General features: G+C 43.3%; 22 protein-coding genes. 12 read left to right on the top strand and 10 right to left on the bottom strand.

All coding sequences use genetic code 11. The annotated features are described in order from the left end of the window. Positions 1–58: 58 nt before the first annotated feature. Positions 59–709 carry a ferritin family protein gene (locus tag OA34_RS03695; RefSeq protein WP_039672591.1) on the top strand — a complete coding sequence of 217 codons (651 nt, stop codon included), beginning with the start codon at positions 59–61 and terminating at the stop codon, positions 707–709. 49 nt (positions 710–758) lie between these two features. On the opposite strand, the gene OA34_RS03690 is transcribed toward OA34_RS03695, so the two are convergent. Next, positions 759–1,811, bottom strand: coding sequence for a tyrosine-type recombinase/integrase (locus OA34_RS03690; protein WP_039672588.1), 1,053 nt, complete (start codon positions 1,809–1,811; stop codon positions 759–761). A gap of 258 nt (positions 1,812–2,069) precedes the next feature. Between OA34_RS03690 and OA34_RS03685 the strand changes: the two genes are divergently transcribed. Continuing rightward, entirely contained in the window at positions 2,070–2,516 is a 447-nt protein-coding gene (locus OA34_RS03685) for a GatB/YqeY domain-containing protein (RefSeq protein ID WP_039672586.1), read from the top strand. Between the two features lie 41 nt (positions 2,517–2,557). Here the strand turns inward: OA34_RS03685 and OA34_RS03680 are convergent, their stop codons facing one another. The 9 genes from OA34_RS03680 to OA34_RS03640 form a co-directional block, all read right to left on the bottom strand. Beyond that, positions 2,558–3,778, bottom strand: a complete 1,221-nt coding sequence (locus tag OA34_RS03680; RefSeq protein ID WP_039672584.1) for an acetate/propionate family kinase — start codon at positions 3,776–3,778, stop codon at positions 2,558–2,560. Then, positions 3,775–5,883 carry a phosphate acetyltransferase gene (gene pta, locus OA34_RS03675; RefSeq protein ID WP_039672582.1) on the bottom strand — a complete coding sequence of 703 codons (2,109 nt, stop codon included), beginning with the start codon at positions 5,881–5,883 and terminating at the stop codon, positions 3,775–3,777. Before pta ends, OA34_RS03680 begins: the two co-directional genes overlap by 4 nt. Before the next feature lie 75 nt (positions 5,884–5,958). Then, entirely contained in the window at positions 5,959–7,398 is a 1,440-nt protein-coding gene (locus OA34_RS03670) for a Mur ligase family protein (RefSeq protein ID WP_039672580.1), read from the bottom strand. Continuing rightward, the gene (locus OA34_RS03665) at positions 7,398–7,655 is read right to left on the bottom strand and encodes an acylphosphatase (protein ID WP_231563828.1); all 258 of its coding nucleotides are present in this window, start codon (positions 7,653–7,655) and stop codon (positions 7,398–7,400) included. Before OA34_RS03665 ends, OA34_RS03670 begins: the two co-directional genes overlap by 1 nt. A gap of 11 nt (positions 7,656–7,666) precedes the next feature. Beyond that, entirely contained in the window at positions 7,667–8,389 is a 723-nt protein-coding gene (gene estV, locus OA34_RS03660) for an EstV family lipase (RefSeq protein WP_039672576.1), read from the bottom strand. After that, positions 8,382–8,606 carry a type II toxin-antitoxin system Phd/YefM family antitoxin gene (locus OA34_RS03655; RefSeq protein WP_082006815.1) on the bottom strand — a complete coding sequence of 75 codons (225 nt, stop codon included), beginning with the start codon at positions 8,604–8,606 and terminating at the stop codon, positions 8,382–8,384. Before OA34_RS03655 ends, estV begins: the two co-directional genes overlap by 8 nt. Positions 8,607–8,666: 60 nt before the next feature. Further along, positions 8,667–9,704 (bottom strand): D-alanine--D-alanine ligase, encoded by a 1,038-nt coding sequence (locus OA34_RS03650; protein WP_039672573.1) that lies wholly within the window; start codon positions 9,702–9,704, stop codon positions 8,667–8,669. 14 nt (positions 9,705–9,718) lie between these two features. Beyond that, the gene (gene ruvA / locus OA34_RS03645) at positions 9,719–10,276 is read right to left on the bottom strand and encodes a Holliday junction branch migration protein RuvA (RefSeq protein ID WP_039672572.1); all 558 of its coding nucleotides are present in this window, start codon (positions 10,274–10,276) and stop codon (positions 9,719–9,721) included. Beyond that, complete coding sequence (locus tag OA34_RS03640; RefSeq protein WP_060825777.1) at positions 10,273–12,201, bottom strand: flagellar assembly protein A; 1,929 nt, start codon at positions 12,199–12,201, stop codon at positions 10,273–10,275. Before OA34_RS03640 ends, ruvA begins: the two co-directional genes overlap by 4 nt. A 138-nt stretch (positions 12,202–12,339) precedes the next feature. Between OA34_RS03640 and murJ the strand changes: the two genes are divergently transcribed. From murJ to OA34_RS03590, 10 genes are all read left to right on the top strand, one after another. Beyond that, the gene (murJ, locus tag OA34_RS03635; protein ID WP_039672571.1) at positions 12,340–13,749 is read left to right on the top strand and encodes a murein biosynthesis integral membrane protein MurJ; all 1,410 of its coding nucleotides are present in this window, start codon (positions 12,340–12,342) and stop codon (positions 13,747–13,749) included. Next, positions 13,736–15,142 carry a cysteine--tRNA ligase gene (cysS, locus tag OA34_RS03630; RefSeq protein ID WP_039672569.1) on the top strand — a complete coding sequence of 469 codons (1,407 nt, stop codon included), beginning with the start codon at positions 13,736–13,738 and terminating at the stop codon, positions 15,140–15,142. The genes murJ and cysS overlap by 14 nt, the downstream gene beginning before the upstream one ends. Next, a complete protein-coding gene (locus OA34_RS03625; protein ID WP_502685198.1) occupies positions 15,124–16,857 on the top strand; it encodes an ABC transporter ATP-binding protein in 1,734 nt (577 codons plus the stop codon). The genes cysS and OA34_RS03625 overlap by 19 nt, the downstream gene beginning before the upstream one ends. Before the next feature lie 73 nt (positions 16,858–16,930). Beyond that, positions 16,931–17,992: a quinone-dependent dihydroorotate dehydrogenase gene (locus OA34_RS03620; RefSeq protein ID WP_039672562.1), complete on the top strand. Its 1,062-nt coding sequence runs from the start codon at positions 16,931–16,933 to the stop codon at positions 17,990–17,992. Positions 17,993–18,040: 48 nt separating this feature from the next. Further along, entirely contained in the window at positions 18,041–19,300 is a 1,260-nt protein-coding gene (locus tag OA34_RS03615) for a M16 family metallopeptidase (RefSeq protein WP_254375978.1), read from the top strand. Position 19,301: 1 nt separating this feature from the next. Next, positions 19,302–20,195 (top strand): 4-hydroxy-tetrahydrodipicolinate synthase, encoded by an 894-nt coding sequence (dapA, locus tag OA34_RS03610; protein WP_039672558.1) that lies wholly within the window; start codon positions 19,302–19,304, stop codon positions 20,193–20,195. Further along, the gene (locus OA34_RS03605; RefSeq protein WP_039672556.1) at positions 20,195–20,962 is read left to right on the top strand and encodes an enoyl-ACP reductase; all 768 of its coding nucleotides are present in this window, start codon (positions 20,195–20,197) and stop codon (positions 20,960–20,962) included. The genes dapA and OA34_RS03605 overlap by 1 nt, the downstream gene beginning before the upstream one ends. Beyond that, the gene (pgsA, locus tag OA34_RS03600) at positions 20,959–21,501 is read left to right on the top strand and encodes a CDP-diacylglycerol--glycerol-3-phosphate 3-phosphatidyltransferase (protein WP_039672554.1); all 543 of its coding nucleotides are present in this window, start codon (positions 20,959–20,961) and stop codon (positions 21,499–21,501) included. Before OA34_RS03605 ends, pgsA begins: the two co-directional genes overlap by 4 nt. Then, positions 21,501–22,559, top strand: a complete 1,059-nt coding sequence (gene rseP / locus OA34_RS03595) for an RIP metalloprotease RseP (protein ID WP_039672552.1) — start codon at positions 21,501–21,503, stop codon at positions 22,557–22,559. Before pgsA ends, rseP begins: the two co-directional genes overlap by 1 nt. Next, the gene (locus OA34_RS03590) at positions 22,549–23,226 is read left to right on the top strand and encodes a YggS family pyridoxal phosphate-dependent enzyme (RefSeq protein ID WP_039672550.1); all 678 of its coding nucleotides are present in this window, start codon (positions 22,549–22,551) and stop codon (positions 23,224–23,226) included. The genes rseP and OA34_RS03590 overlap by 11 nt, the downstream gene beginning before the upstream one ends. Positions 23,227–23,475: the final 249 nt, after the last annotated feature.

Here is a 23,475-nt window from a genome sequence, read left to right as displayed (position 1 = left end):
TTTCTTTGTAAGTTGAATTGCTCTAAGATACTATCATCAAAACCCAAAAGGAGAAACAATGAGACAGTACGAAACGTATAAATGTAGCAAATGCGGTAATGAGGTTGAAGTGCAAAATGTCGGAGGCGGAAAGCTTACCTGTTGCGGTCAAGAAATGAGCTGTATTACCGAAGATCTTACGGCCGTCAATCTAATGAAAGCCTTTGCCGGTGAATCGCAAGCGAGAAATAAGTACGATCTTTTTGCGGACATCGCGCAAGAAGAGGGCTGGCATGCGGTTGCGCGTCACTTTAGAGAAGCGGCGGAGAATGAAAAATGGCATGCGCGCGCAGAATTTAAAGCGTATCATAAACTCGTAGACGGTGTGGAAACGGAATTAACGCTTAAAAACTTGGATAGCGCAATGGCGGGCGAAAACTACGAGCATACGACAATGTATCCGAATTTTGCGAAGATTGCGGAAGACGAAGGACATAAAGAACTTGCGCGCCTTTTTAACGCTATCGGTAAAGTCGAAGTCGAACATGAACGCGAATACAAAGCCTTACAAGATGCGATGAGAGAAGACGGTTTCTTTAGCGATGAGGAAGAAGAGATTTGGGTCTGTGAGGTATGCGGACACATTCATCGAGGTAAACGCGCACCTAACGCCTGTCCGCTTTGTAAAGTCGGTAAAGAGTATTTTAAACGCCAATGCTTAGGACTCTAAAAAGCACTTATTGAAAAAATAGCCGCATTTATATCCACGCGGCTATTCTTTAAAAAATATCCGTTGTTTTCGTGAGACGGTCTTTGTCGAAATGCGTATAAATTCTTGACGTATTAATGTCTGCATGCCCAAGCGATTCTTGTACTAAAATCAAATCTTTACTTTTTTGATAAAGCAACGTGGCAAATGTATGTCGTAACATATGCGCTCCGTTTTTATTTTTACGAATACCGACATGTAAAAGAATTTTTTCAACAAGTCGACTGACGTATGCTTGGGTTAATACCTTACCTTTGTGGTTGCAAAATAAAAGGCCGTTATCACATGTTTTGGAGGCTAGCCACAGCCGTAAATCTTCTTGAATAATCGTTTCTTTGATCATGACGACTCTAGGTTTGTTGCCTTTTCCTCTCACTTGAATTACGTAAGCGTTTCCGTCTTTGACAAAATCTTTGATAAGAATATGAAGGGCTTCGCTGACCCTGATTCCCGTATACAAAATTACTTTGATAATCAAGCGGTTTCGAGCGGCTGATTTGACATCGAAAGGATAAGCATCGATACCTTCAATAAAGCGTTGAGCTTCTTCCTGATTCATAAAAGAGGGGAGTTTCGTACCGCTTTTACCTCCCAGTCCGCCCCAATTTTTGAGCTCGATTCCGTATCGAAAGGCATTACCGGTTTCGTCTGCATTTTGTTTATCGATAAATCCGAAAAAGGAGATGAGTGCAATGCGATAGTTTTTTTTAGTCGCATCCGATAGATTAGCCGTTTCGGATGCTAAAAAGTCACTTAATAACTCTTCGTCTATCTCTCGCATTGAGGAAGCTCCGTAAGTGTTTAAAAAGAGCGATAATTTTTCAAGAGGAATAAAATAGACGTGAATACTGTTGATACCGATATTGCGAATTTCCTTGATAAGCGGTTTTAACGCCTCAAGTGAATAGAGATTTTTCGAAAGCTTTTGGAGAATCAACGCTAGCCGATCCTTATCTTTAACATGTCGATTTGAAAGGGACGTAATCTTATTTCTGATGAATCGTACAAGCCAAAAAAGGTAAGTGTCGTTAAACGCGTTTTCACAATCCAAAGGGTATTTCATCGATACGTCGCTTTTATTGAAGTAAGTGACTTATACTAACGTTTTTTCATTTAAATCTCGAATAAAAACTTCAAATTAATTAGTTTGGAAATTATAGTTTCCAATACAAATATGACATATTAATAGGGCACGTCTATAGCCGTTAAGTATTTGTAAAAGTACTTTTATCGTTAAAACTCCTTTTTTAGGGGCGTTTTTTATGATATAAACTATAAAATATATTTTACATTTTACATTGTAAGAATACAGGAGAAAAAGATGTCTCAATTGAAAACGAAACTTCAAGACGACTTGAAAGAAGCCATGAAAAACAAAGATGCTTTTAAACGCGACGCGATACGCTTTTTAATGAGCGCTCTCAAACAAATCGAAGTTGACGAGCGCAAAGAGTTGAGCGATGAAGATATTATGAAAATTATCCAAAAATCCCTCAAACAACGCGAAGACGCAATTAGCGCGTTTCAAGAGGCCGGGCGTAACGATCTTGTCGAAAAAGAGACGGCGGAAGCTTCACTGCTTAAAAGTTATTTGCCTCAGCAATTAAGCGATGACGAACTGAAAGCTATTATTCAAAAACATATTGCCGCTTTAGGCATTAGTTCCATGAAAGAGATTGGAAAATTGATGCCGGTTATTTTAAGCGAATGTGCCGGCGTGGCAGATGGAAAACGTATTAATCTTATCGCAAAAACCATGTTAGCGTAAAAGTGACATGTAAGAGATTTTCTCTTACATGTCGTCTTTTTTTAGTGAAGCTTTTGTTTATGCGCCAAAATGACTTCTTGCGTCTGTAGGGCAATCTCTAACTCTTCGTTCGTCGGAATGACCAGTACCGTCACCGAGCTCTCTTTTGTGCTAATTTGCATGGTACGCGAAGAACGTTTTTGATTGAGAATCGGATCGATTTCGATACCCAGATTTTGCAGATTCTCGCAACTCTTAGCACGAACGTTGACGGCATTTTCTCCGATACCTCCGGTAAAGACGATACAATCGACGCGTCCTAGTACAGCACTGTAGGCACCGATGTATTTTTTGATGCGGTAGTTGAACATCTCCAATGCCAATTGAGCTTTTTCGTTACCCTCTTCTGCCATTTGCCCGACTTCTCGCATGTCATTGATACCGCAAATGCCTTTGAGACCGCTTTCTTTGTTTAAGACGCGATCTAAGGTTTCAATATCCAACCCTTCTTTTCGTGCAAGGTAAAATAAAACGGCCGGATCGATATCGCCGCTTCGCGTTCCCATCATCAATCCTTCAAGCGGTGTTAACCCCATAGAAGTATCGACGCTCTGCCCGTTTTGAATCGCACTAACGCTTGCGCCGTTTCCCAAGTGCAAGGTAATTGCGTTAAGTTGAGAAAGCTTTTTGCCCATAAATTTTGCCGCCTCTTTTGCGACAAAACGATGCGAAGTTCCGTGAAAACCGTAGCGTCTGATTTTTAAATCTTCGTAATAATGATAAGGAATTGCGTACATGTAAGCATGCGGGGGCATCGTCGCGTGAAACGCCGTATCAAATACGACGACTTGCGGAACGCTGGGGCTTTGTTCCAAAGAGACTTTGATACCGGCTAAATGCCCCGGATTATGAAGCGGCGCCAATGGAATCAAACGTTCGATTTCCGAGGCGACCCATTCATCGACGATTACGGGTTCACGGAAAGAAGAGCCGCCTTGCACGACGCGGTGCCCTATTCCGTCAAGGTCGTTTAAATCGTGAATGGCACTCGATTCGATCAAAAGCGCGCTCATGAGTTTTAAAGCGATTTCATGGTTTGGAATCGGCAATTTATGCTCAATTTTTTGTTCAGCACCCTCTTTGTCAAGGTATTTAATACGAGCAAGCGAAGAGTTTTCTCCGATTTGCTCGATTAAGCCGTTGGCAATAACGGCATAATTTTCCATATTAATCAATTGATATTTGATCGAAGAACTTCCCGCATTGAGCACTAAGATTTTCATTGAGCCTCCCCTTCGCCGCTTTGCGCTTGGATTGCCGTGATGGCAACCGTATTGACGATGTCGGGAACCAAACAGCCTCGGCTTAAGTCGTTGACCGGTTTGCGTAATCCCTGAAGTACCGGACCGATAGCAACGGCTCCGGAGCTTCGCTGAACCGCTTTATACGTGTTATTACCGGTGTTGAGATCCGGAAAAATGAAAATCGTTGCTTGCCCCGCAACGTGGCTATTAGGCAGTTTTGTTTTTGCAACGATCGGGTCGATTGCCGCATCGTACTGTATCGGCCCTTCGACCAAAAGATCGGGACGAGCTTCTTTGACGATTTTGGTCGCCAAGCGTACTTTTTCGACCTCTTCGCCTTTGCCGGAATCTCCCGTAGAGTACGAAAGCATCGCAATTTTCGGCTCAATACCGAACATTTTTGCCGTATCGGCAGACGAGATAGCGATTTGCGCTAACTCTTCCGCATTGGGGTCTTGGTTAACGGCACAGTCGCCGTAAACTAAAACGCGCGTATCCAAACACATAAAAAAGAGGCTTGATACGATGGAAATACCCGGTTTGGTTTTAATGATCTGAAGTGCCGGACGAATCGTTTCTTGCGTCGTATGAATCGCACCGGAAACCATACCGTCGGCATGTCCCAAATACACCATCATCGTACCGAAGTAATTTTTCATCATCATACTGTCTTTAGCGACTTCGAGGGTTAAGCCTTTGGCTTTACGCATCTCGTAAAAAGAGGTAACGAAAGAGTCCATAAGCGAAGAGTTGAGCGGATCGATAATCGTCGCTTTGCTAATATCCAGCCCTAGCGTAGCACTTTTCTGTCGTACTTCTTCTTCGACACCGAGTAAGATAATATCGGCAACGTCGCGTCGAAGCAAAATCTCCGTCGCTCGCAAGATACGTTCGTCATTACTTTCCGGAAGAACAATGCGTTTGCGATCTCTTCGTGCTCTTTCGAACAAGGCGTATTCAAACATTACCGGTGTAATCGAGCTTGCGGAAGAAGGCATATTGATAGAGCGATGCATCTCTTCGATATTAACGTTGGACGAGAAAAGTCCCATAGCAAGCGCTATTTTACGTACGCTTTGCGGCGTAATGCGTGCAGGAACGTTGGCAACGTTGACGGCTGTGGTAAATGTACCCTCGTCGACGCTTAAAATAGGAATGGAAAGATCTTTAAATCCCGCAATCAATTTGTTAATCGACTTGTGCGGCATCATGCCCGCAGTGAGTAAAATACCCGAGATATTCGGATAGTTGTTTGAAAAAACGGTGCTTAAGCATCCTACGATAATATCGGATCGGTCGCCCGAGGTAATAATTAAATCGCCGTCTTCGATGTATTCTAAAAAATTATCGAGTTTCATAGCGGCGATTTTGCTTTGTTTGACCACGCGGCGTAAATCTTTTTCTTCTCCGTAGATATGAACGCATCCTAACGTTTTTTTAATTTCGGCGACGGTAGGCGTATCCAGCTCGGGAATCTCTTGTAAAAAGTACAGAGGTGCTTCTTGCAAAGATTCTTTTTGCGTCAGCTCTTTAAGTGCTTCCCATTCCGTTTCGCCTAAGCGGTTGACAAAAGTCGCAAAGTGCTGACAACCTGCTGCTTTAATGGCTTCGGCTTCGATATGAATTTCGTCGATTACCTCTTTAACGTTTTTACCTTTACCTTTTAAAACGCTAATAAAAGGGCTACTAAGGTTTTTGGCGATGGAGAGATTAATATCAAAATCGATCGTCGGCGAAAAGTTGGATTGGTTTAATCCCTCAATCAATACAAAGTCGTACCGGCTCTCTAAATTCTTCAATTTATCGATCAGCGTTTCAAGCACTTCGTTATATTTGTTTTCGGCAACCAAACTCTCGACTTCGTGAACGCTATAACCGACCATTTCATGAACGTCCATACCCAAGGCATAATGTTCAAGCATAAACTCGATATCTTTATCGACCGTTTTGTCGTCCGCAACGACGGGGCGAAAAAAAGCAACTTTGCCTAGACGTCCTTTTAAAAGCTCCATGATACCCATCGCTACGACCAAACTACCGGCCGCAGGTGCTAGCGATGAAATATACAAACTTTTCGTTTTCATCTCTCTCCTTTTAAATGTAACTCTACTCACTATACTATAGCAAACGTCTAATAAAGATATAACAAAATAAAATGACTACATAAAACTCGGTGCATCGTTGGAAAAAAGGATAATATCGCCTTTTTGCGTAAATTCGGCTAATACGTCTTGGAGTTTACTTTTATCGGATAAAATAATTTTTTGAGCTTTTTGAATCGCTTTGTTTAGTATCGTAACATTCGTTTTTCCGGTAATAATCACTAGATCGAAAACGTCGTCGATCTTCTTCGCCAAAAGCGTATTGTCGTGTTCGTTACTTTCAACGATACCCGGCGTAATGATCACTTTACGGCCTTGATACGTCGCGATTAAATCGTACGAACCGAGCATTCCTTCCAAATTACCGTTAAAGCTATCGTCGATAATGATTTTTCCGCCGGCTTCGATACGTTCTAAGCGGTGTTCGACGCTACGCAAGGTCGAAATCGAAGCGCGAATCGTCTCCGTATCGATGCCCAAAGCGTGTGCGACGTAAATAGCCGCACTTAAATTGGCGGCGTTAAATGCCCCTAAAAGATTACAATGAAAGCGTTCTTCTTTTCCTTCAATCGGAAGCGTAAACGATAATCCCTCCAAGGTGGCGTCGACGTGCGTAATTTCCGAACCGAAAACGCTGATGCATCCGCCTTCTTTAGCATGCGCGCTTTCATGAACAAACGCTCTTTCAAGGCGCGCGGAGTGTAAAAGTTCCATTTTCGTATTGCGAATGTTTTCGAGCGTCTTGAAGTATTCGATATGTTGAGCACCGATGCATCCTACAACGGCGATGTGAGGATTGACAAAACGCGTGATTTCGTCAATGTCGCCTTTGAGCCTAGCACCGGCTTCGACGATATAGATATCGCACGCTTCGGGTAGGTTTTCGTTAATATCTTTGATAATACCGCCTAACGTATTAACGCTACGGGGAGTTTTATAGACGCGATAGGCAAAGGAGAGAATATGCGCTAAAAAATTTTTAATACTTGTTTTACCGTAACTTGCCGTAATCGCTACGACTTTTAACGAAGGATTGCACATCAATTTTTGACGTGCGGATTGTTTAAAACCTGCAAAAAGAATCTTTTCGTATGCAAGTGCGATCATATGCGCCGTTAGAAGAGGAATCAAAACGCCAAACGTCTCGCAACCGCGCCAAACACTGATGCATAGCGTATCTTGAAACAAAGCAGCTAAGAGTAAAAAGAGAAAAAAACGTTTTACGCGAGGGGTAAAAACGAGCTTTTTATCGAGCTTACGGTACCATGCGAAAAGAGAAATAAGATAACCCACGCTCCACAGCAGAACCGGCCATCCCGATAAAAGATAATAACCTGCAAGCGGTATGGCTAGAAAATAAAGATGCCAATCGTAACGATGGTAGTGAAAACACAAACGCTCTAATCGATAGGAGTACCATTGCATAGCACTCATAAAATAATAGCCAAGGCCTAAGGTTAAAAGCAGTTGCGAACTCATCCGTATCAACAGTTCCATTACGCCCTCTTCTCGAAAGTATCGAAATGCATCGACTCGATTTTTTCACATGTAACGTTTTTCACGTCGGAAAACAAAGAACCGTCGTATAATTTACTGATAAAAAATTCCAAATCTTCTTCATAATCGGCATTCAAAACCACTTCGACGCTACCGTCCGCTAGGTTGCGTATGTATCCGTAATACTCAAGTGCGTGAGCAACTTCGAGCACGTATTTTCTATAATTAACGCCTTGAACGCGCCCTGTAACAATCATCCGATATGTACTCAACCCAAAGACTCCATCATAATTTTTTCGATTGTTTCGCCGTTTCGTAAAAAAAAGAAATGATCACCCTCTAAAGGGAAAAAACGGCTACCTGCGATGAGCGTATGGATAGTTTCACCGCTTAAGAGCGGAGTCGCTTTATCTTCTTTGCCCCAAAAAATAAATGTTTGAGAGCGAATTTTAGCAAAGGTATCGCTAAAATCTTCATTAACGACGCATTTTAGTATTTCATACATTGTTTCACTCATTCCCTCGACGTCTTTTGTGGCGAAAAAGCGGTAAAAACGTTTTGGAAAAAACGGTTTAAAGCATTTAAAAAGTGCTATTTTGAAGCGTACTTTAAAAGATTTCGGAGCAACGATACCTGCGCTTGAAAGTAATACTAAAATTTCGGGATGCAGCAAAGTTGCGACTTTACCGCCGAAAGAGTGTCCGACGATCATCCACGGGCGAATCGAAAGGGCGTCTAAAAATGCATTGACGATTGCGGCGTATTCCTGCGAATTTAAAACGCGCTCCTCGATACTCGAATCTCCAAACCCGGGTAAGTCCAAATACAGATGCGTACAGTACGGGAACGTTTTACTAAAAGCATGCTTCATGCTCTCTTTATTGCTTCCCCAACCGTGTAGAAATAAAATGGCTTTTTCACAATGCGGTCGAAGCATTTCGTAGCTAAGACGATAACGCGCACCTTCAAACAAAATCTCTTTCTTAGCCATCACTCTTCTTTTTCGAACTTGCGTAGATTTTCTCTAAAATAGTGACGGCTTCACTCATTTTTTCGTAAGCGTCTATCGGAATCATCACTGCTTCAAAGCGATTGTTTTTAACGATAACGACACGCTTTTGTTTCCCTTTGGTAATGCTTCCCAAAACCGTACTAAAGTTTCGTACCATATCGGTCGCCGTCATTATTTCGTCTTTTGCATAGGTCATCATAGCGCTGAACCTCTTTTTGTGCATAATTTTATGTAAAATCATACGAAAAAGAGGCTTTTATTTCCCTTTTGCTGCTTGAATCGAGTTGATATAACGATATGCTTTTGGCATCGCGATACCTTGCGGAAGATGATAACGCAATGCATATAAAACCCCTTCAAAATCATCAAAGAGGTAATTGGCCATACTGCCCGGAATCGGATTGATTTCGTTGAGGTAGACTTCATCGTCGATCACAAAAAAATCGCAGCGAATCAATGCACCGATAAACAAAGGATCGTAAAGTCGTTTAAATGCTTCGCGAATCGATTGTTCGAGCCGCTCGTCGATCGTCGCTTCGTTAACGCGCTTTGTGCGTGAAAAATCGAGGTATTTTTTATCAAAATCCAAAAATTCCTCTTTTTGAGGCTCTTCGATGATTGAAAAAATAAAATCGTCGGCTTTGCATCCCGCTAAATTAAACTCTTTAACCCCTTTTTTAAACGGTTCGATCAGCACGGTATCGTCGAACTCATACGCAACGTCCAAGGCATATGAAAGCTCTTTTTCCTCTTTCACGACGCTGATACCGATAGAACTTCCCAAACGAAGCGGCTTGACGATAAACGGATACTCGATGCGAATCGGCATCGGAGAATCTTTGCGTAGCACTTGGTAGTCAAGCACGTTTATGCCGACTTCTTGCGCATAGAGTTTGGTAAAGAGCTTGTTATAGCTGATCGCACAGCCCTCGGTTCGAGGACCGATAAAGGGAACGCTGAAAAAGGTTAGCATCGAGCTGAGTGTTCCGTCTTCGCCGTCCATTCCGTGAACGAGATTGACCATGACGTCAAAAGCAACTTTACGTTCGCCTAAAAATTTTTTCGCGTAAAAACCGCCTTGTTTTAATACCAACGCCGTATCGTTTTTGTATGCGCCGCTACTGAAACGTTTTGACGTGATGGTCTCGGTCGGGATCAGGTAAAAATTGCGATCGTAATCGCAAAAAATATAGACGATTTCGGTTTTCGGAAGTATTTTTTTGAGTGCGATCGCACTAACGACGCTGATTTCGTGCTCAAAACTGTGTGCTCCGAATAAAACGGCTAGAGTCATAAAGTATCCTTCTTTTAACTAAGCTTGCGTAAAGCTTCTTTGATAAGTGTTTGCGTATCGCCGCTTGGAAGAGAACCTAAAGCTTTTTTGATCGCGTCTTTTTTAAAACCCAAACTTTCCAAAGCCATGGTTGCTTCCAACATACTGCCGCCGCTACTCTCCTCATCGGATAAGTGAAGCGAAAAGTCGCTTAATTCGACCAAAATACGTTTGGCACTTTTAGGCCCGATACCGGGAACTTTTTGAAACGCGTGAACGTTTTGACTGAGTAACGCTTGCGTAAAATCGTCCGGACTCAACGTTGAACAGACCGCAAGCGCGGTTGAGGGACCGATGCCGTTTAGTTTGATTAAGGTGTCAAAAACTTTTTTTTCGTTTTCATCGACGAAACCGTAAAGGCTATGTTGATCTTCGCGAATAATTTGCGTGACATGTAAGCTGATTGCGTCCGAGGTAATCTTACCGAGGCTAAATAACGAAATAAAGACTTTATACGTGATACCCGAAGCGATTTTTAGGTGCAGCGCGGTGATCTCTTTTTTGACGATTTTTCCTTCAATACCTACAATCATTTGCTGCTATACTCGCTTGAACGTATAATTTTTTGCTCGCCGTTGCCTAAGTCTTTGAGCGTAATTTCGCGTGAAATTTCATGCTCTTTGGGGTTATACGTCACGTCTTTAGGCGGCGAAATCAGTTTAAATCTCACTTCGTTAAACTCTTTCCATGCGGAATGATTGATAATTTTAGCCGAAAAAACTTTGTTTTGTACTTTATTGAGGTCTTCACGAAACTCTTGAAGCTCTTCTTTTTTGTCTTTAAAGGTTTGCAAAACCGTATTGTAATCCAACACTTTTTCCTGAAAATCTTTAATTTTTGCAAAAAGCGTGACGGGAGGTTCGACGCCGTTTCGTTTCAACTCTAAAATTTTGTCTTTGACCATTTCCGCCATCGGTTTGTTCTTATCGATGTACTCTTTTTTGGCACTGAGTTGCCTTGGATATGCTTTGAGCTCTTCTTCAAGTTTTTCGATTTTACGATTGATCGAAGCAATCATTTCGTTAAACTCTTTGGTAACGCTCGGATCGATAATCAGCTTGTTATTATTGCCCTTGAGCTCTTGGATCTCAATCACCTCCGAGGCCGTAATCTTCCCGTTAGAGATGAGATTTTCGATTTTTACGATTTTGGCATTAATTTCGCCGCCGATCATCTGTTTGACATGTACCGTATCGGCGATGACTTTGCCGCCTTCTAAACGATCGATCTGGACGTCTTGCCCGTTGGCTTCGCCTCGATGTACCGCGATGATGATTTTATCGGCTTCGATCACGGCACTTTGATGCGTTTGTCCGCCGATTTCGGCGAGCTTGGCTTTGATCTTGGCACCGCTTCCGATATTGCCTTGAACGTGGACTTCGGAAGTTTCAACGCTCATGCCCGCACCGATAGCGTCTTTTAAAATGTCTTTTTCTTTGATGTTTATCTTGATGTTCGAGTTAAGGTTGGTATCGATCGAGCCGGTTGAGCGAAAACTAATTTCATTGATTTCCATCTGATCTTGGATGTCGTAGCTGCCTTTGTCGAAATTAACGTATCCGCCGCGGTTCGCAATGTATTTGATGCCGGTTTCGTTCTCTTTTTTTGTGATATTCGCCGAAACGACGATCGCCGTATCGTTGCTTTTTCTCGGTTCTTTGACGGGTAAAAAAGCACCTCGGCAATTGCGTCCGGGCGTTCCGGGTTGGGGCTTGACGTATTCGATGATGCATTCGTCTTTTTCGACGGCCAAAACGTATCCGCGTTTGGAATAATCGACCTTACCGTCGGATGTTTTTGCATTCATCTTTTTCTTGTAATGAAAAATGAGATCGTCGTTGATGCACGGGATTTCATCGACGCCTTGGCAGACGACAAACGAAACGTCTTGGTCTAAAAATCCGTTTACGCGAATATTCGCTACGAGTTTCTTAACCTCTTTGTACATATTTTGATCGCGAATGCCGACCAAAATACCCGCCTTGATTTTTTTGGTTTGAATATCGTGGAGCATCATCTCTTCGAGTCTCGAACTATAGGTGACGTGATGGCTTTGCGACACTTTGGCGATAATTTTCGTCAAATTTTTATTGCCGCTTAAAGCGATCTCGGGAAGTTCGATCGTCTCTTGGGTCGGATCGATTTTATAGATTTCGACACGGTAATATTGTGAAATTTTAAGATTTGGATTGAGCAAAAACGTATCGTCTAAAAAGAGCTTCATCAGCTCTTCGGTCACTTCATTGTTTTCGCTTTTTTCGTCGCTGAAAAACGTTGTTACTTTGAGTAACTTAAATCCCAATTCCGTTGGCTTGACATGTTGGGCTAACGCAATATTTTTCAGTTCCTTATGAACGTTGGTCGTATCGATGATGATGGATTTAAACTCCGACGTTTGGCTTTCGTTTAAAGCCGTTTCGTTTGAGCCAACCCCTTTAATTTTATCAAACAGTCCCAAAGTGTTTTCCTCATAATTCTCATAAACCAAAAGGCTTACTTTAGCCTAAATATCGGCACATTCAAAAATAAATATAAGGGTATCTTAGCAAAAAATAGATAAAAAATTTGTTTAAACGATTTTTGGATAAAATTCGAAATGCTTATTAAATCATTTTTTACAAACAGTATCGGAACATTGGTTTCGAGAATTTTCGGATTCATCCGCGACATGCTAAGTGCTTCGATTTTAGGAGCCAATATTTACAGCGATATTTTCTTTGTTGCCTTTAAATTTCCCAACCTTTTTAGGCGGATTTTTGCCGAGGGTGCGTTTACGCAAAGCTTTATTCCCGTCTTTATCAAAACGACGCACAAATCGCTTTTTACGTATCGCATTTTTGTACGCTTTTTACTTTTCCTCGTCGTTTTTTCCCTTTTCGTAACACTCTTTAGCGAATTTTTCGCCAAAGTCATCGCGTTTGGGTTTGATGAAGAGACGGTTGCCCTGTCTGCTCCGTTCGTTGCGATCAATTTTTACTACCTTCCGCTGATTTTTATCGTGACGCTTTTAGGGTCGTTGTTGCAATACAAACACCGTTTCGCCGTAACGGCGTTTTCGACGGCATTGTTAAACATCGGTATGATCGCCGCGTTATTGTTGTTTCAAAATTGGGACCGTAAAACCATCGTATATGCCCTCAGTTACGGCGTTTTACTCGGCGGTATTTTGCAGGTTTTGGCGCATGTAATCGCGCTTAAAAAAGAGAATCTGTGTAAACTCTTTCGTGCCGGTTTTGCGCATCGAAAACGAAACGATGCGGCACTTCAAACGACGCAAAAAAGCTTTAATCGCTCGTTTTTGCATTCGATCGTCGGCAACTCGACGCCCCAAATCGTCTCGTTCGTCGATACGACTTTGGCAAGTTTTTTAGTCACGGGAAGCATTAGTTATCTTTATTACGGTAACCGTATCTTTCAACTACCCTTAGCCCTGTTTGCGATCGCGTTGACGACGGGTATTTTTCCGAAAATGACGCGATTGCTTAAAGCAAACGACGAAGCGGAAGCAACGCGGTTACTCTCGCAGGGCTTTTGGATTTTAGCCTTTTTGCTGACGACGTCGACGCTCGGCGGTTGTATGTTAAGCCGAGAAATCGTTTGGCTTTTATTCGAAAGAGGCTCGTTTTCAAGCCACGATGCGGAAGTCACTTCATGGGTTTTGGCGATGTACATGTTAGGGTTGATTCCCTTTGGCCTCTCCAAGCTCTTTTCGTTGTGGCTTTATGCGAGCATGCGCCAAAAAGAGGCGGCGGTGATCGCCATGTACGCGCTAGGCGCTAACCTTCTCTTTTCGTTCGCGCTGATTCAACCTATGGGGGCGGCTGGGCTTGCGTTGGCGGGATCGTTATCGGCATGCGTGCTTCTGTCCTTAACGATTCGATCGTTCGGCACTCAAGCCTTTTTTGCTATACTGTACGATAAAAAATTAATCCTTTTAGCGTTCGTTCTCGTTGCGGAAGCGGTATTACTCTATTTTTTCAAGGAATTCTTACATGTACATTTTTGATTCGGCTCAAAAAAAGAAAGTTCTTTTCGAATCGATACGTCAGGGCGAAGCGAAACTATACGTTTGCGGTCCGACCGTTTACGACGATGCTCATTTGGGGCATGCCAGAAGTGCGGTTGCATTCGATTTGTTGCGTCGCGTCTTGATTGCATCGGGGTATCGGGTCTATTTCGTCAAAAACTTTACCGACATCGACGATAAAATTATCGCCAAAATGCACCAAAGCGGTCAATCGTTAGAAGAGATCACCGCGTTTTACATCGAGCGTTACAAAGACGAGATGCGTGCTTTACATGTCGACGATGCCGACATCGAGCCTAAAGCGACCCAAACGATTCACGAGATCATCGCGTTTATCGAAACGATGCTTGCCAAAGGCGTTGCGTACGGTACGAGCGACGGCGTCTATTTCGATACGTCCAAAGATACGAAATACCTCTGCCTTAGCCATCGTAGCATGGAAGAAGAAACCGCTCTTGCAAGAGTTGAGACGAAAGAAGAGAAGAAAGACGCCAAAGATTTTGCTTTATGGAAATTTTCCAAAGCAAACGAGCCGAGCTACCCTGCCCCTTTCGGTGCGGGACGTCCCGGATGGCATATCGAATGTTCGGCGATGATCGAGAAACATTTAGCCTATAGCGACGGTGCCTATCAGATCGATATTCACGCCGGCGGAGCCGATTTGCTCTTTCCTCACCATGAAAACGAAGCGGCGCAAACCCGATGCAAAAGCGATCAGGAATTGGCAAAATACTGGATGCATAACGGCTTTGTTACCATCAACGGCGAAAAAATGAGCAAATCGCTCGGAAACAGCTTTTTCCTCAAAGACGCCTTGAAACACTACGACGGCGAAGTGCTTCGTTTTTATCTTCTCTCGACGCATTATCGCGCTAATTTTAACTTTTCCGAAGAAGACCTCTTGATGAGCAAAAAACGTCTGGATAAAGTTTACCGATTGAAAAAACGCGTTTTTGACATCGCAAGGGATGAAACGCCCGTCGAGCCTCTTTTTCGCGATCAGATGCTAGAAGCGTTGTGCGACGACCTTAATATCTCAAAAGCCTTGGCGATTTTGGATGAAACGATTTCGCGTTTTAACGATCAAATCGATCAAAATCCGAAAGATAAAGCTCTCAAACGTCAAGCCCACGCCAATCTTCATTGGATAGAGTCGCTTTTGGGCATAGGACTTTACGATCCTTACATGTACTTTCAACTCGGCATCGTCGATGCCGAAAAAGCTCACATCGAAGCATTGATCGAAGAACGCGCCCTTGCTAAAAAAGCCAAAGATTTTGCCAAAGCCGATGAGATTCGCGCTCTTTTGGAATCCAAACGGATTCAACTGATGGATACGCCAAACGGCACGCAATGGGAGAAGGTACTTTAATGGGCGGTATGAAAGTTATTTTTAAACGTTTTCAACCTTTTTTTAAAGATTATATCCCCTACTTTGTTTTGGTCGTCATCGGGATGATTCTCTCAAGCGGCGGAACCGCTTTTTCGGCCTATCTCGTGCAACCCTTGTTGGATAAAATTTTTATCGCGAAAGACCACGAGATGTTGGCGCGTTTGCCTTACGTTATTATTCTCGTTTACGGTTTAAAAGAAGCAGGCAGGTATATGCAAGCGTACTATACCGCTTATATCGGGCAAGATTTAATTCGTAGATTCCGCGATTTGATGCTTCAAAATCTTTTACGCTTAGACCTGTCGTTTTTTCACGAATACCGAACGGGCGAACTGATCAGCCGCAATACGAACGACGTGGAACGCGTACGAACCGTCGTTTCCAACCTTGTTCCCGAGCTTTTAAAAGAGTCGTTTACGATTTTAGGGTTGATCGGCGTCGTTATTTATCAAAATTCGGAACTGGCGTTTTATGCCTTGGTGATTATGCCCTTAGCGATTTATCCGCTCAGTCGCCTTTCTAAAAAAATGAAAAAAGTTTCAAGGCAGTCGCAAGAAAAAGTTTCCGACATTACGGCAAAACTCAGTGAGATCTTCAACAATATCGAAATTATCCAAGCTAACAATGCGCAAGCGTACGAGCATACTTTATTTAAGAACGAGAACGAACGCTACTTTAAACTTACGATGAAAGCGACCAAAGTCAACGAGCTCGTCAGCCCCGTCATGGAAATTTTAGGCTCTATCGGCGTTGCGGTCGTCATTATCGTCGGCGGAAACGAAGTCATTCAAGGAGGTATGAGCGTAGGGGCTTTCTTCTCGTTCTTAGCGGCTCTTTTTATGCTTTATACGCCGATTAAAAAGATATCGGGTCTTTACAACAAAATGCAAGACGCCATTGTTGCTAGCGAGCGTATTTTCTTTTTATTGGACTTGGAACCGAGCGTGCAAAACGGCGGTTCGGCATTGCCTGAAAAAATCGAAACGATTCGGTTTGAAAACGTCTTTTTATCGTACGGCAATCAAGAAGCACTCAAAGGCGTCGATTTGGACGCCAAATCCGGAGAAATGGTCGCGCTCATCGGTAACAGCGGCGGCGGCAAAAGCTCTTTAATGAACCTTTTGATGCGCTTTTACGCTCCCTCAAGCGGAGATATTTTGCTCAACGAGCGTTCCCTCTCTTCCTTTGATTTGCACGCTTTACGCGAAAAAATCGGTATGGTGACGCAACGGGTTTATATCTTTCACGACACCGTTGCGGCGAACGTCGCTTACGGTAAAACGATCGAAGAAGAACGCGTCATCGAAGCTTTGAAAAAAGCCAATGCCTATGAGTTTATCCAAGATCTCGAACACGGTATCTATACCCATTTGGACGAATTCGGTACGAATCTTTCAGGCGGACAAAGACAACGTATTGCCATTGCCAGAGCCATTTATAAAAACCCTCAAATCTTAATTTTAGACGAAGCGACTTCGGCGTTGGATTCGCATAGCGAACAAAAAATAACCGAAGCAATCGAAAACCTCGTTAAAGATAAAATCACGTTCGTGATTGCCCATCGGCTCTCAACGATTAAAAAAGCCGATAAAATCGCTTTTTTAAAACAAGGACGCATCGTCGCGTTAGGCAGTGACGAAGAGTTGCAAAACAGTTCCGCCGAGTATGTTCAGCTGAAAAGTTTACAGTATTAAACGCGCCTTAAATCAACCATCTTTTATGTTCAATGGGGTATAATCGCGTACTTATATGCCAAGGAAACGAAAGATGTTTGATTATGCGACGATGAAAAAACTTATGTTCAATTTTTCCCCTGAAAATGCGCATCATATTGCAGAATTTTTCTTTAAAAACGGTGCCAAGTACGCTCCCTTTATACTCCCTCTTCTGGCGGAACGCTTTTTTGTTCACGACAAACGCTTGGAACAAAACCTTTTCGGTTGTACGTTTTTAAACCCTCTGGGATTGGGTGCGGGATTTGATAAAAACGCGACGATGATTAAAATGCTTACCGCCCTTGGATTCGGTTATATCGAATACGGTACGATTACTCCCAAACCCCAAAGCGGTAATGCCAAACCCAGACTGTTTCGTTTTGTCGAAGAAGAATCGATTCAAAATGCGATGGGCTTTAATAACGAAGGCATGGACGTGATCGCAAAACGTTTAGAATCGCTCTACCCTTTTGCGACACCTTTGGGTGCCAATATCGGTAAGAACAAAGTAACGCCGAGCGAGGACGCGCTCAAAGATTACGAGCAATTGATTCGTCAATTCGATCGTTTGAGCGACTATTTGGTCATCAATATCTCCTCACCCAATACTCCGGGCTTACGCGATTTGCAAAACGAAGCGTTTATCAAAGACCTTTTTGTCATGGCAAAATCGTTGACGAATAAACCCGTTTTACTCAAAATCGCTCCGGATTTGACGGTCAAAGATGCGATCGATTTGTGTTCGTGCGCCCTCGAAAACGGTGCGGCGGGTATCGTCGCGACCAATACGACGATCGATTATAGTCTGTTGAAAAACGCCAAAGATTTCGGCGGCATCAGCGGTAAAGTCCTGAGAGAAAAAAGCTTTGCTTTGTTTGAAGCTCTTGCCAAAGAATTTTTCAGCAAAACGACGTTGATTTCCGTCGGCGGTATCGACTCGGCGGAAGAAGCGTATCGAAGACTTAAAGCAGGCGCAAGCCTCATTCAGACGTACACGTCGTTTATTTTTAAAGGACCGAGCGTCAATAAAGAGATCAATTTAGGCATCTTGTCCCGTATGGAACACGAAGGATTTAGCCGTATCGGCGAATTGATAGGATCGGATAGGAGATGATACCGTATGAAAGCGTTAGGATTATTTTTACTTTTTTTAGGAGCATTAATGGCTAATTCGTTGCCGCAACATTTCACAAAAACTTTGGACAACGGTCTTCAAGTCGTCGTCATTCCCATGAACAATAAAAGCGACGTTATTACGACGGATATTTTTTACCGCGTCGGTAGCGGAAATGAAACAATGGGAAAAAGCGGTATCGCTCACATGTTGGAACATTTGAACTTTAAATCGACGAAAAATCTGAAAGCCGGAGAGTTTGACGAAGTCGTCAAAGGATTCGGCGGCGTTAATAACGCTTCCACGGGATTTGATTATACGCATTATTACATCAAAAGTTCATCGAAAAACCTCTCAAAATCGTTGGAATTATTTGCGGAGTTGATGCAAAATCTACGCCTCAGCGACGAAGAGTTTCAACCTGAACGTAACGTCGTTTTGGAAGAGCGTTTATGGCGAACCGACAATTCACCGATCGGGTATCTCTATTTTCGGCTTTTTAACAACGCATTTACGTATCATCCGTACCATTGGACGCCGATAGGATTTAAAGACGATATTAAAAACTGGACGATTGAAGACATTCGCAGTTTTCACTCTAAATATTATCAACCCGCAAACGCGATCGTGGTTGTCGCGGGCGATATTCATGCCAACGATGTTTTTAGCGAAGTCGAGAAGCAATTCGGCGGCATTAAAAACGATAGCGATCTTCCCGCACCGCACCATCAAGTCGAGCCCGTACAAGACGGGGCTAAGCGCATTATGATCAAAAAAGAGAGTGAAGTCGAAATGGTGGCGATCGCTTATAAGATTCCCGATTTTAAACACGAAGATCAGGCGGCACTTTCGGCTTTAAGCGAGCTTTTGAGTAGCGGAAAGAGCAGTAAATTGCAAAGGGTTTTGGTAGACGAAAAACAATGGGTCAACCAGATTTACGGCTATGCGATGGAAGCAAAAGATCCTTCCGTCTTTTTATTTTTAGCGGTATGCAATCCGGGCGTGAAAGCCGAAAGCGTCGAAGCGGAGATTTTAAAAATTATCGAAAGCCTTAAAAAAGGCGATATTAGCGATAAAGACGTTGAAAAGATCAAAATCAATACCAAAGCCGATTTTATTCATAATTTAGAAAGTTCAAGCGAATTGGCGACACTTTTCGGCTCGTATTACGCCAAAGGGGATATCGCTCCGCTTTTATCTTACGAAGAGCGTATCAATCGACTGAAAAAAGAGGATATTATAGGCGTTGTCAAAAAATATTTGGTTCCGCAAACATCAACGACGGTTATATTACGAAAGGAGTATTAAGATGCAACATGTTTTACAAGGTGCCATGACCGCACTCATTACCCCGTTTAAAAACGGAAAACTCGATGAAGTTCATTATGCAAAATTAATAGAAAGACAAATCAAAAACGGTATCGACGTCGTCGTGCCTGTCGGAACGACGGGAGAGAGCGCAACGCTTGATCACGAAGAGCATCGCCGCTGTATCGAAATTGCCGTAGACGTTTGTTCCAAAAGCGACGTCAAAGTTTTGGCGGGAGCCGGAAGCAATGCTACGCACGAAGCGATCGGTTTGGCAAAATTTGCCCAAGCGCACGGCGCACACGGTATTTTATCCGTGACACCTTATTACAATAAACCGACCCAAGAGGGTCTTTTTCAACATTACAAAGCCATCGCCGGTTCGGTGGATATTCCGGTGCTTTTGTACAATGTTCCCGGTCGTACCGGATGTGATTTATTGCCCGATACGATTTTTAGACTCTTTGATGCATGTCCGAATATTTTCGGAGTGAAAGAAGCGACCGGTTCGATCGATCGTTGCGTCGATTTGCTTGCACATCAGCCGAAACTTGCCGTTTTTAGCGGCGAAGACGCGATTAATTACCCGATACTTTCCAACGGCGGTTCGGGCGTTATTTCCGTAACGTCCAATATCTTGCCCGATCAAACGGCAAATTTGACGCATTTAGCGCTCAAAGGCGATTTTCACGGTGCTAAAGCGATTAACGATTCGCTTTACGAGATCAATAAAATTTTATTTTGCGAGAGCAACCCTATTCCGATTAAAGCGGCGATGTACATCGCAGGGCTTCTTGAAACCTTGGAATACCGTTTGCCTTTATGCGCTCCAAGCCACGAGAATATGAAAAAAATAGAAAATACCCTTAAAAAATATACGATTAAAGGATTTTGATGCGAGGTAAAACACTGGTCATTAGCGGCGGTACGCGCGGTATCGGCAAAGCAATCGTTTATGAATTTGCACGCGAGGGCGTCAATATCGCGTTTACATACAACTCAAATGAAGAACTAGCCAAAGAACAGGTCAACGATTTGGAAAAAACTTACGGCATTAAAGCCAGAGCGTTTGCTTTGAATATTTTAGAGCCGGAAACCTATAAAGACCTTTTCTTGGAGATCGATAAAGAGTTTGATCGCGTCGATTTTTTTATTTCCAATGCGATTATTTCCGGACGACCCGTCGTCGGCGGTTATACGAAATTTATGAAACTAAAACCCAAAGGTATCAATAATATCTTTACCGCAACCGTTAACGCGTTCGTCGTCGGTGCGCAAGAGGCCGCCAAACGTATGGAAAAAATCGGCGGCGGTAGCATCATTTCCCTCTCTTCGACGGGCAATCTCGTCTATATTGAAAATTATGCGGGTCACGGTACGGCAAAAGCGGCTGTCGAGACGATGGTGCGTTATGCGGCGGCGGAGCTCGGAGCTTTAGGCATTCGCGTCAATGCGGTCAGCGGCGGTCCTATCGAAACCGATGCATTGCGTGCATTTACCAACTACGAAGAGGTACGCGACGTCACGGCAAAACTTTCGCCTTTAGGACGCATGGGGCAACCCGAAGATTTGGCGGGTGCTTGCTTATTCCTTTGCTCCGATAAAGCGTCGTGGGTAACGGGACATACGTTGATTATCGACGGCGGTACGACGTTTAAATGATGAACTTACCCAACTTTTTGGCAAGTACGCGTATCGCGCTTGCCCCTTTAATGTTCATTTTGCTCGTCAATCGCGATTTAGCGTTATTCGAAGGCTTACATGTCAGTTGGCTGGACTATTTTGCGGCATTGATTTTCGTGATTGCTAGTGCAACCGATTTTTTCGACGGATACATTGCTCGTAATTGGAATCAAAAAACGCAACTGGGTGCTATTTTAGATCCGCTTGCCGATAAAATGCTGACCTTAGCGGCATTCTTAGGTTTGATGATGATCGATCGTGCCAATGCGTGGGCGATTTACTTAATCTTAACGCGTGAATTTTTCATTACTGGTCTTCGCGTCGCGGCAATCGGCGAGGGAAAAAATATCGCTGCTTCGATGGCGGGTAAAGTCAAAACCGTTCTTCAAATGATCGCTATCGGCTTTTTAATGATGAATTGGCCTTTTGCCGAGCTTTTATTGTGGGCGGCCGTGGCGTTGACGCTCTATTCGGGATACGAGTATATCATCGGTTATACGAAAAAAGGAACGCATTAATGGGAATCTTCGCGTCCGTTCTCGTTCTTTCGTTTTTGATCTTTTTTCACGAACTCGGGCACTTTTTGGCGGCGCGTTTTTTTGGCGTACATGTTGAAGTTTTTAGCATCGGATTTGGTACAAAAGTCTTCAAAAAAGTATTCGGTAAAACCGAATATTGCATCAGTCTGATTCCGCTTGGCGGATACGTACAGATGAAAGGTCAAGACGATCGCGATCCGACCAAAGTCAGTTTCGATCCCGACAGTTATACGATCCAAGCACCGTGGAAACGCATTATCATTCTTTTTGCCGGTCCTTTTGCCAACTTTTTACTGGCGTTTTTACTCTTTATCGCTATCGGCACGATGGGCATTACGAAGTTTTCGCCTATCATCGGTCAGATCGGTGAAAACTCTCCCGCTCTGGTTTCGGGCATTATGACGAACGATCGTATCGTTTCGATTAACGATTCCATGATTCAGACGTGGGACGACGTGAGCCGTGCGATTCAAGCAAGCGAAGGCGAATTGCGCGTCAAAGTCGAGCGAGAAGGATTGGTGCACACACTGGTAATCGAGCCGAAAATCAGTGCGTATCAAAATATGTTTAAAGAGACCAAGTATAAAAAAATGATCGGTATCGCGCCTAGCACTCAAACGATGGACGTTCGTTACACAGGACGCGAACTTCTCACTTTTGCGTGGGATCAGACCGTACAATCGACAACCTTGATCGTCAAAGGATTGGAAAAATTTATTGTCGGAGAAGTTCCGATGAAAGAACTTGGTGGCGTAATCACCATAGTTAAAGTTACTTCCGAAGCAAGTGATGCGGGACTGGTGGTGCTTTTAGGCTTAACGGCATTGATTTCCGTCAATTTAGGCGTTCTAAACCTTTTACCTATTCCGGCACTAGACGGCGGACACATAATGTTCAATTTCTATGAGCTTGTAACGAAACGCGTACCGAGCGAACGCGTTTTGGCGACGATGACGACGGCAGGATGGATGGTGCTTTTAAGCTTGATGGCTTTGAGCCTTTTTAACGATATTTACAGGCTAACCAATGGAAACTAAAGATTTTGTAACGACCTTAGACGACATTTTGACGCGTGTGGAAAAAGCGCGCTTACAGATTAGCGAACATCACATCGTCAAAATCGTAGCGGCGAGCAAAAGTGCCGATACGGCGATGATCGAAGCGATGTATCATGCGGGACAGCGAAGTTTCGGCGAAAATAAAGTTCAAGATATGAGCGACAAAGTCCATGCCCTCTCCTCTCTTCCGTTGGAATGGCACTTTATCGGACGTTTGCAAACCAATAAAATCAACCAACTCATCGACCTTGATCCTTTTTTAATGCACTCTTTAAGCTCGATCGAACTTGCGCAAGAGCTAGACAAACGCTTACATGTCAAAGGTAAAACGATGAATGTTTTACTTCAAATCAATAGCGCGTACGAAGCGCAAAAAGCAGGCGTGATGCCCGAAGCCGCGCTTGAAGCGTACGAACAAATCAGCCTTACATGTCAAAATCTTCGCCTCAAAGGCGTTATGAGTATCGGCGCACATACCGAAGCCCTACCCGTGATTCAAAAAAGTTTTGAAACCACGTACAAAATTTTCGAGTCTTTACGCTCACACGGAGCTAAATACTGCTCTATGGGTATGAGCGGTGATTTTGAGTTGGCGATTGCCTGCGGTGCCAATATGATTCGTTTGGGTAGTGTTTTATTTAAATAAGATTCTTCCCTATAGGGGTAACGTTTACGTTAAAAAAACGTTACCTTTTTAATTGCCGGTGCCTATTTTTCTTCTTTTTTCTAAACGCATCATACCGATTTACGTTATAATAAACGCAACCTTACCATTCGGCGGTTTGAAATGCGTTTTTTAGTATTTTCTCTACTGCTTTTTCCTTTATACGTCCATGCAAGCGAAGTTGCGTTAAGCCAAGAAGAACAACGTTATATCGAGGCTCATCCGATCATT

The organism is Sulfurospirillum sp. MES (assembly GCF_000789415.1).
Lineage (GTDB): Bacteria > Campylobacterota > Campylobacteria > Campylobacterales > Sulfurospirillaceae > Sulfurospirillum > Sulfurospirillum cavolei.
This window is presented reverse-complemented; position numbering and strand designations above follow the sequence as displayed.